General features: G+C 70.8%; 15 protein-coding genes. 5 read left to right on the forward strand and 10 right to left on the reverse strand.

Annotated elements, in window-relative coordinates; translation table 11 throughout:
* Nucleotides 1–10 precede the first annotated feature (10 nt).
* On the reverse strand, nucleotides 11–985 hold the full coding sequence (locus ABE438_RS17115; RefSeq protein ID WP_346503871.1) for a lysylphosphatidylglycerol synthase domain-containing protein: 975 nt from the start codon (nucleotides 983–985) through the stop codon (nucleotides 11–13).
* 269 nt (nucleotides 986–1,254) lie between these two features.
* Here ABE438_RS17115 and ABE438_RS17120 point away from each other — a divergent pair, with 269 nt between their 5' ends.
* Both ABE438_RS17120 and ABE438_RS17125 read left to right on the forward strand, forming a co-directional pair.
* Nucleotides 1,255–2,298 carry a GMP reductase gene (locus ABE438_RS17120; protein WP_346503872.1) on the forward strand — a complete coding sequence of 348 codons (1,044 nt, stop codon included), beginning with the start codon at nucleotides 1,255–1,257 and terminating at the stop codon, nucleotides 2,296–2,298.
* Nucleotides 2,295–3,578 (forward strand): BaiN/RdsA family NAD(P)/FAD-dependent oxidoreductase, encoded by a 1,284-nt coding sequence (locus tag ABE438_RS17125; protein ID WP_346503873.1) that lies wholly within the window; start codon nucleotides 2,295–2,297, stop codon nucleotides 3,576–3,578. The genes ABE438_RS17120 and ABE438_RS17125 overlap by 4 nt, the downstream gene beginning before the upstream one ends.
* Here the strand turns inward: ABE438_RS17125 and ABE438_RS17130 are convergent.
* The 6 genes from ABE438_RS17130 to ABE438_RS17155 all read right to left on the reverse strand — a co-directional run bounded on the left by ABE438_RS17130 (nucleotide 3,550) and on the right by ABE438_RS17155 (nucleotide 8,677).
* Nucleotides 3,550–4,173, reverse strand: coding sequence for an alpha-ketoglutarate-dependent dioxygenase AlkB family protein (locus ABE438_RS17130; RefSeq protein ID WP_346503874.1), 624 nt, complete (start codon nucleotides 4,171–4,173; stop codon nucleotides 3,550–3,552). The genes ABE438_RS17125 and ABE438_RS17130 overlap by 29 nt on opposite strands.
* A gap of 8 nt (nucleotides 4,174–4,181) precedes the next feature.
* Nucleotides 4,182–4,988 carry a 4-hydroxy-tetrahydrodipicolinate reductase gene (dapB, locus tag ABE438_RS17135; RefSeq protein ID WP_346503890.1) on the reverse strand — a complete coding sequence of 269 codons (807 nt, stop codon included), beginning with the start codon at nucleotides 4,986–4,988 and terminating at the stop codon, nucleotides 4,182–4,184.
* 128 nt (nucleotides 4,989–5,116) lie between these two features.
* A complete protein-coding gene (locus ABE438_RS17140) occupies nucleotides 5,117–6,097 on the reverse strand; it encodes a Tim44 domain-containing protein (RefSeq protein ID WP_346503875.1) in 981 nt (326 codons plus the stop codon).
* 152 nt (nucleotides 6,098–6,249) lie between these two features.
* Entirely contained in the window at nucleotides 6,250–6,687 is a 438-nt protein-coding gene (locus ABE438_RS17145; protein ID WP_346503876.1) for a group III truncated hemoglobin, read from the reverse strand.
* Complete coding sequence (locus ABE438_RS17150) at nucleotides 6,684–7,226, reverse strand: ActR/PrrA/RegA family redox response regulator transcription factor (RefSeq protein WP_346503891.1); 543 nt, start codon at nucleotides 7,224–7,226, stop codon at nucleotides 6,684–6,686. Before ABE438_RS17150 ends, ABE438_RS17145 begins: the two co-directional genes overlap by 4 nt.
* A gap of 101 nt (nucleotides 7,227–7,327) precedes the next feature.
* Complete coding sequence (locus tag ABE438_RS17155) at nucleotides 7,328–8,677, reverse strand: ActS/PrrB/RegB family redox-sensitive histidine kinase (RefSeq protein ID WP_346503892.1); 1,350 nt, start codon at nucleotides 8,675–8,677, stop codon at nucleotides 7,328–7,330.
* Nucleotides 8,678–8,847: 170 nt separating this feature from the next.
* Here ABE438_RS17155 and ABE438_RS17160 point away from each other — a divergent pair, with 170 nt between their 5' ends.
* Together ABE438_RS17160 and ABE438_RS17165 are read left to right on the forward strand one after the other, a co-directional pair.
* The gene (locus tag ABE438_RS17160; RefSeq protein WP_346503877.1) at nucleotides 8,848–10,149 is read left to right on the forward strand and encodes a polyhydroxyalkanoate depolymerase; all 1,302 of its coding nucleotides are present in this window, start codon (nucleotides 8,848–8,850) and stop codon (nucleotides 10,147–10,149) included.
* 53 nt (nucleotides 10,150–10,202) lie between these two features.
* On the forward strand, nucleotides 10,203–10,943 hold the full coding sequence (locus ABE438_RS17165) for a M48 family metallopeptidase (protein WP_346503878.1): 741 nt from the start codon (nucleotides 10,203–10,205) through the stop codon (nucleotides 10,941–10,943).
* Here ABE438_RS17165 and ABE438_RS17170 read toward each other — a convergent pair.
* From ABE438_RS17170 to ABE438_RS17180, 3 genes are all read right to left on the reverse strand, one after another.
* A complete protein-coding gene (locus ABE438_RS17170) occupies nucleotides 10,934–11,950 on the reverse strand; it encodes an Lnb N-terminal periplasmic domain-containing protein (protein ID WP_346503879.1) in 1,017 nt (338 codons plus the stop codon). The genes ABE438_RS17165 and ABE438_RS17170 overlap by 10 nt on opposite strands.
* 34 nt (nucleotides 11,951–11,984) lie before the next feature.
* The gene (locus ABE438_RS17175) at nucleotides 11,985–13,595 is read right to left on the reverse strand and encodes a phosphoenolpyruvate carboxykinase (RefSeq protein WP_346503880.1); all 1,611 of its coding nucleotides are present in this window, start codon (nucleotides 13,593–13,595) and stop codon (nucleotides 11,985–11,987) included.
* A 222-nt stretch (nucleotides 13,596–13,817) separates the two neighbouring features.
* A complete protein-coding gene (locus ABE438_RS17180; protein WP_346503881.1) occupies nucleotides 13,818–14,567 on the reverse strand; it encodes a HugZ family pyridoxamine 5'-phosphate oxidase in 750 nt (249 codons plus the stop codon).
* A gap of 150 nt (nucleotides 14,568–14,717) precedes the next feature.
* Between ABE438_RS17180 and ABE438_RS17185 the strand changes: the two genes are divergently transcribed.
* Nucleotides 14,718–15,419 carry a response regulator transcription factor gene (locus ABE438_RS17185; protein WP_346503882.1) on the forward strand — a complete coding sequence of 234 codons (702 nt, stop codon included), beginning with the start codon at nucleotides 14,718–14,720 and terminating at the stop codon, nucleotides 15,417–15,419.
* The last annotated feature ends 35 nt before the right edge of the window (nucleotides 15,420–15,454 follow it).

Genomic DNA, 15,454 nt, shown 5'->3' on the forward strand with positions numbered 1-15,454 from the left:
GGCGTCCGCCTCAGACCTCGCGGCGGCGGATGCGCTTGATCATCTCGCTCAGCGCCAGCAGCACCAGCGCCAGGATGAAGGGCAGGATGTAGTAGATGATCCGGAAGAGCAGGAGCGCGCCCAGCACCTGCTCGAAGGGCAGGCGGCTCAGCGCCACCAGCATCGTCGCCTCGAACACGCCGAGCCCGCCCGGCGCGTTGGAGGCGATGCCGATCAGGCAGGCGACGATATAGGCGGCGAGGAAGCTCTCGAAGGCGAGGTTGTAGCCGCCCGGCAGCAGCACGAACAGCACGGCGGCGGCGGCGCAGACCTCGGCCGCGCCGAGCATCATCTGCGCCAGCGTCACGCCGAGCCCCGGCAGAGGCAGGTTCCAGCCCTTGACCCGAAGGGTGCGCTCGCCGGTCGCCACCCAGAACAGATAGGCGGCGGTGCCGGCCGCGACCGCCCCGCCGACCGCCTGCACCACCAGCGGCGAGGTCCGCGCCAGCGCCGCGACCTGGTCGGTGGCGTAGAACAGGCTGGCGCAGAGCACCATGCCGAGGCCGAGCCAGAAGGTCAGCCCGGCGATCACGGTCAGGCTCGCGACCTCCGAGGCCCGCACCCCGCGCGGCGCATAGACCCAGTAGCGCACCGTGCCGCCGGTCACGACCGGGAAGCCCAGCGTGAAGGACACCGAATAGCTGGTGAAGGAGGCGAGCGCCGTGGTGCGGTAGGGGATCGACAGGCCGAGCCGCTTCAGCGCCAGCGCGTCGTAGCCGGTGAGCAGGAGATAGCTCAGCGCGGTGAAGCCGAGCGCGAGCAGCAGCTGGCGCTGGCTGGCATTGGCGAAGGCCCGCGTCAGCTCGCCGGGCTCGATCTCGCGCACGATATGGTAGAGCACCACCAGCGAAATGCCGAAGATGACCACGCTGGCGAGGGGGCCGAGCCACCACCAGCGGCTGCGGCGGCGCTGGTGCGATCCGGGCTCGTGGGGACCGAAGGGCATGCGGACGCTCTCATCGCGCGGGTCGGATCGGCGCGGGTCTGGCCCGGGCCGGGCTGGGCGCCGATCGCGGGAGGGCGCGCGCCAGAGATAGCGTCTTCGCGGCGATCCACAAGCCGCAGGCGCCGTGGCGTATGCGCGCCATGCGCCGACCGGGCGTGCGTCTCCTCGCGCCATTGCCTTGCCGGCGGGGGGAAGGCTATCAATCCCGGCACGCTTCCCGCCGCGTGCGTCGATCCCCTTGTCCGCACCAGCCGCCGCCGGAGCCTTTCATGCGTATCGAGAACGACCCGAAGCTCGACTTCCGCGACGTGCTGATCCGGCCGAAGCGCTCGACGCTGGCCAGCCGCTCCGAGGTCGACGTGCAGCGCAGCTTCCACTTCGCCCATACCGGGCGCGAATGGACCGGCTTCCCGCTGATCGCCGCCAATATGGACGTGGTCGGCACCATGGGCATGGCGCGCGCCCTGCTGAAGCACGGCGCCATGGTCGCCCTGCACAAGCATTACAGCGCCGAGGAGCTGATCGCCTTCTTCCGCGAGCCCGGCTCGGCCAACGCCTTCTACTCGCTCGGCACCACCGAGGCCGACCACGACAAGCTCAAGGCGGTCAACGCCCAGTCGCCGATCGACAAGATCTGCCTCGATGTCGCCAACGGCTACACCGAGAAGTTCGTCGATACCGTCAAGGCGACGCGCGACGCCTTCCCCAACGCCGCGATCATGGCCGGCAACGTCGTCACCGGCGACATGACCGAGGCGCTGATCCTGGCGGGCGCCGACATCGTCAAGGTCGGCATCGGCCCCGGCTCGGTCTGCACCACCCGCAAGATGACCGGCGTCGGCTATCCGCAGCTTTCGGCGATCATCGAATGCTCGGACGCCGCCCACGGCCTCAAGGGGCTGGTCTGCGGCGATGGCGGGCTCACCGTGCCGGGCGACGTCGCCAAGGCCTATGGCGGTGGCGCCGACTTCGTGATGATGGGCGGCATGCTGGCCGGCCATGACGAATGCGAGGGCGAGATCCGCTATGAGGAGCGTGATGGCGAGCGCGTGCCGGTCGCGATGGTGTTCTACGGCATGTCCTCGGACACGGCGATGAACAAGTATTCCGGCGGCGTCGCCAAATACCGCGCCTCCGAGGGCAAGACCGTCGAGGTGCCCTATCGCGGCCCGGTCGAGGGCACGATGCAGGAGATCATGGGCGGGGTGCGCTCGGCCATGACCTATATCGGCGCGGTGCGGCTCAAGGAGATGTCGAAGCGTACTACCTTCATCATGGTCGGCGCGCAGCTCAACACCGTGTTCGGCAATTGAGCCCGCAGGCTCCGGCGCCCGCTGCGGCGCCCGACGTCACGGCCGAGATCGTCATCGTCGGCGCCGGCCCGGCGGCCCTGATCGCCGCCGAGCGGCTGGCGCAGGCCGGGCGCTCGGTCGTGCTGATCGAGCGCATGGCCTCGCCGGCCCGCAAGTTCCTGCTCGCCGGGCGCGGCGGGCTCAACCTGACCCATTCGGAACCGCTGGAGCGCCTGCTCGCCCGCTATGGCGCGGCGCGGCCCTGGCTGGAGCCGGCGCTGAACGCCTTCCCGCCGCAGGCGCTGCGCGACTGGGCCGACGGGCTCGGCGCCGAGAGCTTCGTCGGCTCGAGCGGGCGCGTCTTCCCCCGCGCCATGAAGGCCTCGCCGCTGCTGCGGGCCTGGCTGGCGCGCCTCGCGGGGCTCGGCGTGCGGATGCGCACCCAGTGGCGCTGGACCGGCTGGACGGCGGATGGCGCGCTCGGCTTCGCGACGCCCGAGGGCGAGGCGCGGCTGCGGCCGGCCGCCGTGCTGCTGGCGCTCGGCGGCGCGAGCTGGCCGCGTCTCGGCTCCGACGGCGCCTGGCAGGCGCTCCTCGCCGCCAAGGGCGTCGCCATCGCGCCGCTGCGCCCGGCCAATGCCGGCTTCACCGTCGCCTGGTCGCCGCTGATGCGCGCGCGCTTCGCCGGCCAGCCGCTGAAGCGCATCGCGCTGGCCTTCGCCGGCGAGAGCGTGCGCGGCGAGGCGATGATCGACGCCGGCGGGATCGAGGGCGGCGCCGTCTATGCGCTCTCCGCGCCGCTGCGCGAGGCGATCGCCCGTGACGGCACGGCCGTGCTGGCGGTCGATCTCCGGCCGGATCTCTCGGCCGAGGCGCTGGCGCAGCGGCTGGCGAAGCGCCGGCCGGGCGAGAGCCTGTCGAACCATCTGCGCAAGGCGGCAGGGCTCGCCCCGGTGGCGATCGCCCTGCTGCGCGAGAGCGCCGACGGCCCGCCGCCGCAGGAGCCAGAGGCACTGGCGGCGGCGATGAAGCAGGCCCGCCTCACCCTGACGGGCATCGCCCCGATCGCGCGGGCGATCTCCAGCGCCGGCGGCGTCCGGGCCGAGGCGGTCGACGCCGACTTCATGCTGAAGGCGTTGCCCGGCGTCTTCGTCGCCGGCGAGATGCTGGACTGGGAGGCGCCGACCGGCGGCTATCTGCTGCAGGGCTGCTTCGCCACAGGCGTCGCGGCGGCGGCGGGCATCGCGCGGCGCCTCGACGCCGGCGAGACGCTCACGCCGGCGGCTTCGTCACCCGCCTGAGCGTCAGGTTGAGCCGGCCGCCCTGCGGCAGCAGGGCCGATGAGCCGGCCAGGATGCGGTCGATGCCGTGATAGGCCAGCCGCGCCTCGCCGCCGAAGGCGAGCACATCGCCCGAGGACAGGCGCAGCGAGCGGGTCGGCCCGCGCCGCGTCGTGCCGCCGATGCGGAAGACGGCGGTGTCGCCGAGCGAGACCGAGAGCACCGGCGCGTCGAAGGTCTCCTCGTCGCGGTCCTGGTGCAGCCCCATGCGGGCGCCGCTTTCGTAGAAATTGACCAGGCAGGCCTCGGGCGGATGCGGATAGCCTGAGAGCTCCTCCCAGAGCGCGACCAGCACCGCCGGCATGGCCGGCCAGGGTGCGCCGGTCTCGGGGTGCTGCGGCTGGTAGCGATAGCCGCTCTGGTCGGAGACCCAGCCGAGCGGCCCGCAATTGGTCATGCGCACCGAGAAGGGCTTGGCCGTGCCGGGCATGCGCGGCGTGAAGAAGGGCGCGGCCCGCGCCACAGCCCGCAGCGCCTTGACCAGCGCGACCTGCGCCTCGGGCGAGAGCCGTCCCGGCCAGTGCGTCACCCCTGGTGCGACGGCGAGCCCGGCCATGGCGCGGCTCAGATCTGGTCGAGGCCGAGCACGTCGGCCATGGAATAGAGGCCGGGCTTGCGGCCGCGGCCCCAGAGCATCGCCCGGATGGCGCCCTGGGCGAACAGGCTGCGATCCTCGGCGATATGCGCGAGTTCGAGCCGCTCGCCCGCGCCGGCGAAGATCACCTTGTGGTCGCCGACGACCGTGCCGCCGCGCAGCGCGGTGAAGCCGATCGCGCCGGCCGGGCGCGCGCCCACCTGCCCGTCGCGCACCGCGACGCGGGCCTCGGCCAGATCGACGCCGCGCCCCTGCGCCGCCGCCTCGCCGAGCAGGACCGCCGTGCCGGACGGCGCATCGACCTTCATGCGATGGTGCATCTCGGCGATCTCGATGTCCCAGTCGGTGCCGAGCGTCGCCGCGACCTTGCGCACCAGCGCCGCCAGCAGGTTGACGCCGAGGCTCATATTGCCCGAGCGCACGATGGTGGCGTGATGGGCGGCCGCCTCCAGCTTGGCCAGATGCGCCGGCTCCATGCCGGTGGTGCCGACGACATGGACGATGCGGGCCTGGGCGGCGAGGCCGGCGAAGGCGACCGTTGCCTCCGGCGCGGTGAAGTCGAGCACGCCCTCGGCCTCGACGAAGGCGGCGAGCGCGTCGTCGGTGACCGGGATGCCATTGGCCGGCAGCCCGGCGAGCACGCCGGAATCCTGGCCGAGCGCCGGGGAGCCCGGCCGCTCGATCGCGGCGCTCAGCACGCAGCCCTCGGCTTCCGACACCGCTTTGATCAAAGTGCGGCCCATGCGGCCGGCGGCTCCGACGACGACGATGCGCATATCGGCCATGGGGAAAGGCTCCGTTCTCGAGGCGGCTTCGCCGGCAGGCTATAATGCGCTTCGCCGGCCCCCGAAACGAAAAACGGCCGGGCGATGCCCGGCCGTCCTGATATCGGGTGCCGTCCGGCTCATTCCACCGGCTGGATCGCCGAGAGGCGCCACTGGCCGCCGCTCTTGCGCGTGAAGGTCCAGAGCTCGGTGATCTCGGTCGGGATGGTGGCGTGGCCCTCGACGACGCGGTTGCTGGCGCGCTCGACCATGCCGGTCAGCGCCGAGAAGCGCATCGCGACGGTGGCGTATTCGAAGGCATCCTCGCGCCACGACTCGGCGAGATCGCCCTGCAGCAGCTTGACCTCGGCGATGCGCTCGACCAGGCCCTTGCGGGTGTTCTCCGCGATGTCCTCGGCGAAATAGCCGGCCATCTCGGGCGTGACCACGCGGCGCAGACGGTCGAGATTCTCCTCCGAATAGGCCTCCTGGACCTCGGAGAGCAGGCGCTCGAACGCCTCGTAGTCGCTGCCGGCCAGCTCGAACTCGACCGGCTTCTGCGCGGCGGTGGCGGCGCCGGCCGCGCCGAAGGAGCCCATGCGGGCGGCGTCAGCCTGGACCGGAGCCGGCTGCGGCGCCGGAGCGGCGCGGTTGAGCGGCATGCCGGCGCTGGCGAGCTGCGGCTCGCTGCGGCGACGGAACAGGCGCAGCGCCAGCCAGATCAGGCCGCCGATCAGCGCCACCTGGAACAGCAGGCCGAGCAGGCCGGCGAGGCCGCCGAAGCCGGCGCCCGAGAGCAGGCCGAACAGGCCGGCACCGAGCAGGCCGGCGGCGGCGCCCATCATCATGGTGCGGGCGAAGGAGGGGCGGGCGGCCTGCGCGGCGGCGCCGGTCGCGGCGCTGGCCGGGCCGGCGGCCGCGGGCTGCTGGGTCCGCTGCATCGGGGCGGCGCCGGTCGGGGCCGTCGGGGTCGGAGCCGTCTGCTGCATGGTGCGCGAGCCGCGGCTCCCGAATCCCTTGCCCCCGCCCATGCGGGCTTCGGCGATCACGGGCACGAGCATCAGCGCACCCGCCACGAGGGCGACGGCACGGCCACGGCGGGCAAGCGAAATCAGCGACATGGTTCCTCCCCGGGCCGGACATGGCCCCTTGGGCACGGAATATGGAGCATGCCCTCACGTCACGCAAGGGAGGGCATGGCTAAGCATATGAATTCGCTAATTAAACATATTTCGTCCGTGGTTTTCGCGGACGCGGTTTCAGGCACTTGCGCTCAGCTTGCGGCCGGTTGTCGCAGCGGCAGGTTCAGCGCCTTGGGGCCGATGCCGAGCCCGATCTGCAGGCTGTCGGAGATGCGCCGCGCGCGATCGACGAAGAGCGCCGCGGCCGGGCCGCGACAGAGTTCGGCCACCGTCAGCTCGAACAGGGCGAGCCAGCGGCCGAAATGGGTGGTGTCGATCGTCAGGCCGACATGGGCGGCGTGCGGCTTGCCCTGATAGCGCCCGCTCATCAGCGTCACCGAGGACCAGAAGGCCCGCAGCGTCGCCAGATGCGCCTCCCAGTCCTCGCCGAGGCGGGCGAGGAAGATCGGGCCGAGCACGGGATCCTGCCGGACACGCGCATAGAACAGGTCGACCAGCCGCGCGATCAGCTCCTCGGAGATCCGGTCCGGCAGTGCGGCGGCCCCGCTCGGCGCGGCGGCCGGGCTCATCGCGGGGCGCGCTTGGCCAGGATGCGCTGCAGGGTGCGCCGGTGCATGCCGAGCCGGCGGGCGGTCTCGGAGACGTTGCGGCTGCACAGCTCGTAGACGCGCTGGATGTGCTCCCAGCGCACCCGGTCGGCCGACATCGGGTTTTCCGGCGGCACGGGGCGCGAATCCGGCGAGGCGGCCAGCGCCGCATGGATCTCGTCGGCATCGGCCGGCTTGGCGAGGAAATCGTAGGCGCCGAGCTTCACGGCGCTGACGGCGGTGGCGATGTTGCCGTAGCCGGTGAGCACGACGCCGCGCGCATCCGGGCGCTTCTCCTTGAGCCGCGCGATCACGTCGAGCCCGTTGCCGTCGCCCAGGCGCAGGTCGATCACGGCGAAGGCGGGCGCCAGCTCCTCGACGGCGGCGAGGCCGGCCTGCACGGATTCGGCGACGCGGACGGCATAGCCGCGGCCTTCCATGGCGCGCGCCAGTCGGTTCAGGAACGGACGGTCGTCGTCGACCAGCAGGAGCGTCATGTCCCTGCCGCCCGCCTCAGCCATCTGTCCTGCAGTGGGCGCCGGTTCCATCGCCATACTCTCCTTCCGGGCACGCCCGGTTCTTCATTCAGCGGATCGCGCACGCGCGGCGCGACCGCAACGCCTCATTCTGACGCATGTAGGTCCATGCTTTCCAGCTTTGAAGTGGCGTCGGCACGATCGTCGCGCTCGAAAACCTCCCGCGGCCAGCGGATTCGGATGCTCGCGCCGGTCTGCGGCTGCGGCAGATTGGAGAACATCAGCGTCGCGCCGCTGCGCTCCAGCAGGGTCTTGGCGATGAACAGGCCGAGGCCGAGCCCGCCGCCGGCCCGGCTCTCCTTGTCCCGCGCGCCCGAGAGATAGGGATCGCCGGCGCGCATCAGCACCTCGGGCGGGAAGCCCGGCCCGTCATCGGCGATGGTCAGGATCACGGTGGCGTCGGTCCATTGCGCCGTGATCGCCACCCGGGTGCTGGCGAAGTCGACGGCGTTGTCGACGATGTTGCCGAGCCCGTAGATCATGCCGGGATTGCGCCGGCAGACCGGCTCGGGCTTCTCGCCCTCCATGGCGATCTCGAAGGGCACGCCGAACGGGCGCTGCGGCCCGGCCGCCTCCTCGATCAACAGGCGCAGCGACAGCCGGTCGAGCGGGCCGGCATCGTCGTCCTGCAGCGAGGCGAGCTTGCCGAGAATGCCGCGGCAGCGCTCGACCTGCTCGCGCAGCAGGATGATGTCCTCGGCCATCTCGCCTTCGGGCGGGGCGTGCTTGGAGAGTTCGCGCGCCACCAGCGCGATCGTCGCCAGCGGCGTGCCGAGCTCGTGCGCGGCCGCCGCCGCCAGCCCGTCGAGCTGCGAGAGATGCTGCTCGCGTGCCAGCACGAGTTCCGTCGCCGCCAGCGCGTCGGAGAGATCGCGCGCCTCCTTGGCGACGCGCCAGGCATAGATGCCGGTGAAGCCGAGCCCGAGCAGCAGCGCCGCCCAGTTGCCGAGCTGGTAGGAGATCGGCAGGAAGGGCCGCTCCACCCCGCCCCAGGGCAGCGGCCGGTGCAGGAAGACCAGCATGGTGGCCATCGCCGCCGCCAGCAGGCCGAGCGCCAGGGTGTGGCGCGGCGGTAGCGCCGTGGCCGAAATCATCACGGGCGCCAGGAACAGGATGGCGAACGGGTTCTGCAGGCCGCCGGTGAGATAGAGCAGCGCCGCCAGCTGCAGGATGTCGAAGGAAAGCAGCGCCGTCGCCGGCCCCTCGCGCAGGCGGTGGTTCAAAGGGAAGCGGATGCGCAGCGCGATGTTCAGCCAGGCCGAGATCGCGATCGCCAGGAAGCACCAGCCGAAGGGCAGCGGGAAGCCCAGCCCGTAATGGACGCCGGCCACCGCCAGGCTCTGGCCGGCGATGGCGAGCCAGCGCAGCCGCACCAGCGTGTCGAGGCGCAGATGGCGCAGATCGTCGGCCGGCGCGGCCGGGAAGAGGTCCGACATGCTCACGGCCGAACTCCGTCCCGCAGTGCAAAACTGTTGCTTGGCGACATCACAACGAAATCTTAGTTCAGAAAACGATTGAATGAGAACAAATTCGACTTAGGCTGGCCGATCTGCTGCGCCGCAACGCGATTGACGCGCCGCCGAAGGACCCGAACGAAAGGACCACCATGTCGTTCGCCTACCACGCCTATGAGGCGGTTCATATGATGGTGAGCCCGGCGCGGGCCATGTCCAGCGCCATGCAGCTCGCGTTCAACAACCCGGCCAACCCGCTGACCTACACCCCGATGGGCCGTTCCATCGCGGCGGGCTGCGAGCTGTTCGAGCGCACGACGCGGCGCTACGGCAAGCCGGCCTTCGGGCTGAACGAGACCACGGTCGGCGGCGTCAAGGTCCCGGTCGAGGAGCGCGTGGTCTGGCAGCGCCCCTTCTGCAACCTGATCTATTTCGACCGCAAGATCGAAGGCCGCCGCAAGCCGCAGCCCAAGGTGCTGATGGTCGCGCCGATGTCCGGCCACTACGCCACGCTGCTGCGCGGCACGGTCGAGGCCTTCCTGCCCGGCCACGAGGTCTACATCACCGACTGGGTCGACGCCCGGCTGGTGCCGATGGCGGCGGGCCGCTTCGATCTCGACGACTATATCGACTACGTCATCGGCATGCTGCAGATGCTGGGCCCGGACACCCATGTCATGGCGGTGTGCCAGCCGGCGGTGCCGGTGCTGGCGGCGGTGGCGCGCATGGAGGCCGAGCGCGACCCGAACGCGCCGCGCTCGATGACGCTGATGGGCGGGCCGATCGACACGCGCTGCTCGCCGACCGCGGTCAACCAGCTCGCCCTGGAGCGCGGCATCGACTGGTTCCGCCGCAACTGCATCACCCGCGTGCCCTTCCCGCATATGGGCGCCTTCCGCGAGGTCTATCCCGGCTTCATGCAGCTCTCGGGCTTCATGGCGATGAACTTCGACCGGCACGTCACCGCCCATTACGAGATGTACAAGCATCTGGTCGCCGGCGACGGCGATTCCGCCGAGAAGCACCGCGACTTCTACGACGAGTACATGGCGGTGATGGACCTGACTGCCGAGTTCTATCTCCAGACCGTCGACGTCGTCTTCGTGCAGCACCTGCTGCCGCGCGGGCTGATGATGCATCGCGACAAGCCGGTTGACCTCACCGCCGTGCGCAATGTCGCGCTGATGACGGTGGAGGGCGAGAAGGACGACATCTCCGGCGTCGGCCAGACGCGCGCGACGCACGACCTGTGCGTCAACATCCCCTCCGACATGCGCGTCGAGTACCTGCAGCGCGGCGTCGGCCATTACGGCGTGTTCAACGGCTCGCGCTTCCGCTCGGAGATCGCCCCGCGCATCTCCGACTTCATGGTCTCGCTCGACATGAAGGCCGCCGGAACCCGCCGCGACAGCACCGCCACCGCCGCCCGCAAGGACCTCAAGGTCGCGAGCTGAGGGGAGGGGCGCACCCCTTCCCGGCCCGGGCCGAATCCGGCAGAGTGGCGCCAATGCGCTTCTCCCTGTTTCGGCGAAAGCCCGATCCTGATGCGATCGAGGTCGTGCATGCCGGCGCGCGCTACAGCGTGGCGGTGCGCCGGCGCACGACCGCCAAGCGGCTGACGCTGCGCGTCTCGCAGGCCACCGGCGAGATCACCCTGACCCTGCCCGGCCGGCTCGACTTCGCCACCGGCCGCAGCTTCGCCGAGCAGCATGGCGGCTGGATCGCGGCGCGCCTCGCCAAGCGCCCGCAGGGCGTGCCCTTCGTGGCCGGTGCCAGCATTCCGCTGCGCGGCGTGCCCCACCGCATCCAGCATGGCGGGCCGGCCCGCGGGCTGACCCGGGCGCTGCTCACCCCGGCCGGCGAGCCGGTGATCCTGGTCGGCGGCGACGAGGCGCATACCGCCCGCCGCGTCGCCGATTTCCTGCGGCGCGAGGCCTTCGCCGATCTGGAGAGGGCGGTGCTGGCGCATACCGCGACGTTGGGCATCCCGGCGCGCAAGATCACGCTGCGCGACACCACCAGCCGCTGGGGCTCCTGCTCGGCCAAGGGGCATCTCAGCTTCTCGTGGCGGCTGATCCTGGCGCCGCCCGCGGTGCTCGACTATCTCGCCGCGCATGAGGTCGCCCATCTCAAGGAGATGAACCATTCGGCGCGCTTCTGGGCGGTGACGCGGCGGCTCTGTCCGGGCACGGACGCGGCCGAGCACTGGCTGAAGCGCCACGGCGCCTCGCTGCATCTCTACGGCTGAGCCTGGCCTTCCGGCACGCCCTCGCGGATGCGCGTCGAGAAGTCGGGGCTGTCGAGCGGGATGGCGCGGGCGCGCTCGCTGATGCGGCCGCGGCGCACCAGCTCGTCCAGCGGGATATCGGTGCGCACCGCACCGATGCTCTGGAGATAGCCGGGCAGATAGCCGGAGAGCAGCAGGCGCGGATCGGCCGGCACCGCCAACTGCCAGCCCTGCGCCAGCTGGCGCACCATATGGAAGACCACGGTGGTGCAGTTGGTGGTCAGCGTGTTGTACCAGCGCGGCTGGTCGGCCAGCCGGTTGATGTCGTCGGCATAGGCCATGAGCAGCTGGCGCGCCTGGGCCGGCGTGGCGCGCAGCCGGAACAGGCGGACATCCTCGCCGCGTGCATGGGTGCGCAGGCCGACGAGGTCGCGCTCGTCGGCAGCGACATAGGCCATCTCGTAGCTGCGGAAGAAGCCGGCCAGCGCCGACCAGGATTCGCCGCGTTCGCGCCGGACCTCGATCGAGATCGTCAGCGGATCGGACTCGGCGAAGGTGAAGCTGACAAGGAGATGGGCGATCGCCTCGCCCGACCAGTAGGACAGGAAGACGTCGGCGCCCGAGAGGCCGGCGAGGTCGTAGCGGCGCGTCTCCCAGCGCTGGTCGTAGTCGCTCTCGCTGCGCCAGGCGAAGTTGCGCAGGTCGGTGACCGTCAGGCTGTCGCCCGCGACCGCCATGCGCGGCAGCCGCGCCAGCTCGGGAATCCAGTCGCGCTGATGCGAGGGCTGGAAGCCGCTCCACCAGCCGAGCAGGCCGACGAAGACCATGGCGAAGGAGAGCGGCAGCCGCGGCGCGCCGGTCCAGACGCCGGTGAGCCCGGCGAGCCCGGCCAGGCCGAAGCCGATGGCCGCGGCGATGCCGCCGGCGCCCGGCATGCGATAGATCAGGAAGCCCGCGCCCCACAGGGCGCAGGCCAGGATGGCGAGGCTGAGCAGGAGCCTGACCGGGAGCGAGAGCAGGAGGCGCATCGCCCCCTGCCTAGCACAGTCCGCGCGGCTTGGCTCAGGCCGTCAGCGAGCTCGACGGCGCCGCCGCCTTCACCGCGTCGTCAACATGCGCCTCGAACTTCTCGAAGTTCTTGGCGAACATGCCGATCAGGTTCTTGGCGGTCTCGGCGAAGGCGGCTTTGTCCTGCCAGGTCTTCACCGGATAGAGGATGTGCGGCTCGACGCCGGGGACCGAGGTCGGCACCGCGAAGCCGAAATAGGGATCGCGGCGGAAATCGGCGCGATTGAGCGAGCCATCGAGCGCCGCCGTCAGCAGGCGCCGCGTCACGCGGAGCGGCATGCGCCGGCCGGTGCCGTAGCCGCCGCCGGTCCAGCCGGTGTTCACCAGCCAGCAGTCGACATGGTGCTTGGCAATGAAGTCGCGCAGCAGGTTGGCGTATTCCGAGGGGTGGCGCGGCAGGAAGGGCGAGCCGAAGCAGGTCGAGAACTCGGGCTGCACGCCGACGAGCCCACGCTCCGTGCCGGCGACCTTGGCGGTATAGCCGGAGAGGAAGTGGTACATCGCCTCGGCCGGGGTCAGCTTGGCGATCGGCGGCATCACGCCGAAGGCGTCGGCGGTCAGCATCACGATGTTCTTCGGCGTGCCGGCCCGGCCGCTGCGCGAGGCGTTCGGGATGAAGTCGAGCGGATAGGCCGAGCGGGTGTTCTCGGTCTTGCTCTCGTCGTCGAAATCGACCTGGCGGGTGATCTCGTCCATGCCGACATTCTCGAGCACCGTGCCGAAGCGCAGCGAGGCGGCGTGGATCTGCGGCTCGGCCTCGGCCGAGAGGCGGATCGTCTTGGCGTAGCAGCCGCCCTCGAAGTTGAAGATGCCGTCCTTCGACCAGCCGTGCTCGTCGTCGCCGATCAGGGTGCGGCCGGGATCGGCCGAGAGCGTGGTCTTGCCGGTGCCGGACAGGCCGAAGAAGATCGCCGGATCATCCTCCGAGCCGACATTGGCCGAGCAGTGCATCGGCACGACGCCCTTCGCCGGCAGGGTGTAGTTCAGATAGGTGAACACCGATTTCTTGATCTCGCCGGCATAGGCGGTGCCGCCGATCAGCACGATCTTGCGCGAGAAGTCGATGGCGATCACCGTCTCGCTGCGGCAGCCGTGCCGGGCCGGATCGGCGCGGAAGCCCGGGAAGTCCATGATGGTCAGCTCGGGCACATAGGAGGCGACCTCGCCGGCCTCGGGCCGGATCAGCAGGTTGCGGATGAACAGCGAGTGCCAGGCGTATTCGGTGAAGACGCGGGCGCGGACGCGGTGCGACGGGTCGGCCCCGCCATAGAGGTCCTGCGCGAAGAGCTCGCGGCCCTCGGCATAGCTGCGGAAATCGGCGAGAAGCGCCTCGAAATGCTCCGGCGACAGCGCGGCATTGTTGTCCCACCAGACCGTGCCCTCGGTCAGCGCGTCGCGGACCACGAACTTGTCCTTGGGCGAGCGGCCGGTATGGCTGCCGGTGTCGGCGGTGATCGCGCCGCCGCGCGAAATGCGGGCCTCGCCGCGCGACAGCGCCTCCTCGTAGAGCCTGGCCGCCTCGAGGTTCCAGTAGACCGCCTTCAGGCCGCGGAAGCCGGCGCTCTCGGCACCATGCGCCGGGTTGACGTGACCGATCGTCTGCACGGGCGTGTTCCTCCTGCCGTGGCCTCGCCCGCGCCCTGCCGGCGTCGGGCTGAAACGGCGGCGGGCACGGGAGCGCCCACCGCGCTGCACCGCCGGTCAAGGCGGTGGAGTTGGCGCTGTTTAGGCGCATGCAGCCGGCCGCTCAAGCCATGCCGAATCGCCTGCGGCGGATCGTTTCCGGCTAAATCGTTTTAGATTTTCGCCCGCGCCGAAACGTCGCGGTCAGGCGGCGGCGCGGGCCTTGCGGGCGAGGCCGACCAGCGCCTCGCGCATCGCGCCGGCATCCGCAACGGGTGTGTCGAAGGGCAGGCGCAGCACCGTGTCGCCGAGCGCGAGATCGGCCCCGTCCGGGTCGATGCCGGTGAGGCGCCAAGCCCCGTCCCGGGCGCCGAGCAGCGCCGTGGCATAAAGGCGGATCGCCTCGGCATGGTCCGCGTTCATGTGCTCGACGGCGCCGGCCTCCGCCTCGGCCAGCGCGGCGGCAGAAGCGGCGTCGCTGAGCAGGTCGTCGGCCGAAAGATCATAGGCCTTGCCGAAGCCGCCGTTCAGGCTGGCGCGCTTCGGGCGCAGCGCGAAGAAGGAAAAATCCGGGAAATCGACATAGAGCGAGGCCTTGGGCTGGCGCGCCAGGAAGCGGCGTCGCACCCGCTCGCCCTCCGCACTCTCGCGCGCCACGAGCTCGGCCCGGCCCAGCAGGGTGATGCGGGCATGGGCCAGCGGATCGCCCTTGCCACCCGGCGCCAGCAGCAGCGAGACGCGCGGATCGGCCTGGAGATTGGCGGTGTGTCCCGACAGCGACGAGATCAGGATCAGCGGCGTGCCGTCCAGATCGGTCGCGACGCTGGTCAGGCTGGCGAAGGGGTGGCCGTCGAGGGTCAGCGTCGCCAGCGAACCGGAGCGCGCGCTGCGGATCAGGGTGCGGGCAAGGCCGCGCGCCTTGTCGTCCGTCGGCCTGATGGGATCGATCGCCATGGCACTTTCCGGTGGTTCACGGGTTTTTGGCGGGCGGGACGTAGCGGAAACGCCTCGGCTTGGCTAGATTGACGCCATGCTTTGGCCGTTCTCGCACGAGAGTGGACCCCGTTGATTGCAACGCAGAGACACACAGAGCCGGAACCGTTCATGCCAACCATTGCGCTGGTCGACGACGACCGCAACATCCTGACCTCCGTCTCCATCGCGCTCGAGGCCGAAGGCTACCGGATCCAGACCTATACCGACGGCGCCTCGGCGCTCGACGGGCTGAAGCAGAATCCGCCCGACCTCGCCATCTTCGACATCAAGATGCCGCGCATGGACGGGATGGAGCTGCTGCGGCGGCTGCGCCAGAAATCCGACCTGCCGGTGATCTTCCTGACCTCGAAGGATGAGGAGATCGACGAGCTGTTCGGCCTGAAGATGGGCGCCGACGACTTCATCCGGAAGCCGTTCTCGCAGCGCCTGCTGGTCGAGCGCGTCAAGGCGATCCTGCGCCGCGCCGGCGCCCGCGACGCCGCCGCCCCGGTCCGGGCCGAGGACGCCAAGGCCCTCGAGCGCGGCCTGCTGCGCATGGACCCGGAGCGCCATACCTGCACCTGGAAGGGCGAGCCGGTGACGCTGACCGTCACCGAGTTCCTGATCCTGCAGTCGCTGGCCCAGCGCCCCGGCGTGGTGAAGAGCCGCAACGCCCTGATGGACGCCGCCTATGACGACGAGGTCTATGTCGACGACCGCACCATCGACAGCCACATCAAGCGCCTGCGCAAGAAGTTCAACCAGGTCGACGCGGATTTCGACATGATCGAGACCCTCTACGGCGTCGGCTATCGCTTCAAGGAAACCTGACGGCGGCGTGCGGGTCTCGCGGCCCGTAACCGCGC

It is taken from the genome of Allobosea sp. TWI1241 (assembly GCF_039673065.1).
Taxonomy (GTDB): domain Bacteria; phylum Pseudomonadota; class Alphaproteobacteria; order Rhizobiales; family Beijerinckiaceae; genus Allobosea.

Bases quoted from the DNA above. Each gene is read 5' to 3' on its own strand.
- ABE438_RS17115 (WP_346503871.1), bottom strand. From the start codon at position 985: ATGCCCTTCGGTCCCCACGAGCCCGGATCGCACCAGCGCCGCCGCAGC.
- ABE438_RS17120 (WP_346503872.1), top strand. From the start codon at position 1,255: ATGCGTATCGAGAACGACCCGAAGCTCGACTTCCGCGACGTGCTGATC.
- ABE438_RS17130 (WP_346503874.1), bottom strand. From the start codon at position 4,173: ATGGCCGGGCTCGCCGTCGCACCAGGGGTGACGCACTGGCCGGGACGG.
- dapB (WP_346503890.1), bottom strand. From the start codon at position 4,988: ATGCGCATCGTCGTCGTCGGAGCCGCCGGCCGCATGGGCCGCACTTTG.
- ABE438_RS17140 (WP_346503875.1), bottom strand. From the start codon at position 6,097: ATGTCGCTGATTTCGCTTGCCCGCCGTGGCCGTGCCGTCGCCCTCGTG.
- ABE438_RS17145 (WP_346503876.1), bottom strand. From the start codon at position 6,687: ATGAGCCCGGCCGCCGCGCCGAGCGGGGCCGCCGCACTGCCGGACCGG.
- ABE438_RS17150 (WP_346503891.1), bottom strand. From the start codon at position 7,226: ATGGCTGAGGCGGGCGGCAGGGACATGACGCTCCTGCTGGTCGACGAC.
- ABE438_RS17155 (WP_346503892.1), bottom strand. From the start codon at position 8,677: ATGTCGGACCTCTTCCCGGCCGCGCCGGCCGACGATCTGCGCCATCTG.
- ABE438_RS17160 (WP_346503877.1), top strand. From the start codon at position 8,848: ATGTCGTTCGCCTACCACGCCTATGAGGCGGTTCATATGATGGTGAGC.
- ABE438_RS17165 (WP_346503878.1), top strand. From the start codon at position 10,203: ATGCGCTTCTCCCTGTTTCGGCGAAAGCCCGATCCTGATGCGATCGAG.
- ABE438_RS17170 (WP_346503879.1), bottom strand. From the start codon at position 11,950: ATGCGCCTCCTGCTCTCGCTCCCGGTCAGGCTCCTGCTCAGCCTCGCC.
- ABE438_RS17180 (WP_346503881.1), bottom strand. From the start codon at position 14,567: ATGGCGATCGATCCCATCAGGCCGACGGACGACAAGGCGCGCGGCCTT.
- ABE438_RS17185 (WP_346503882.1), top strand. From the start codon at position 14,718: ATGCCAACCATTGCGCTGGTCGACGACGACCGCAACATCCTGACCTCC.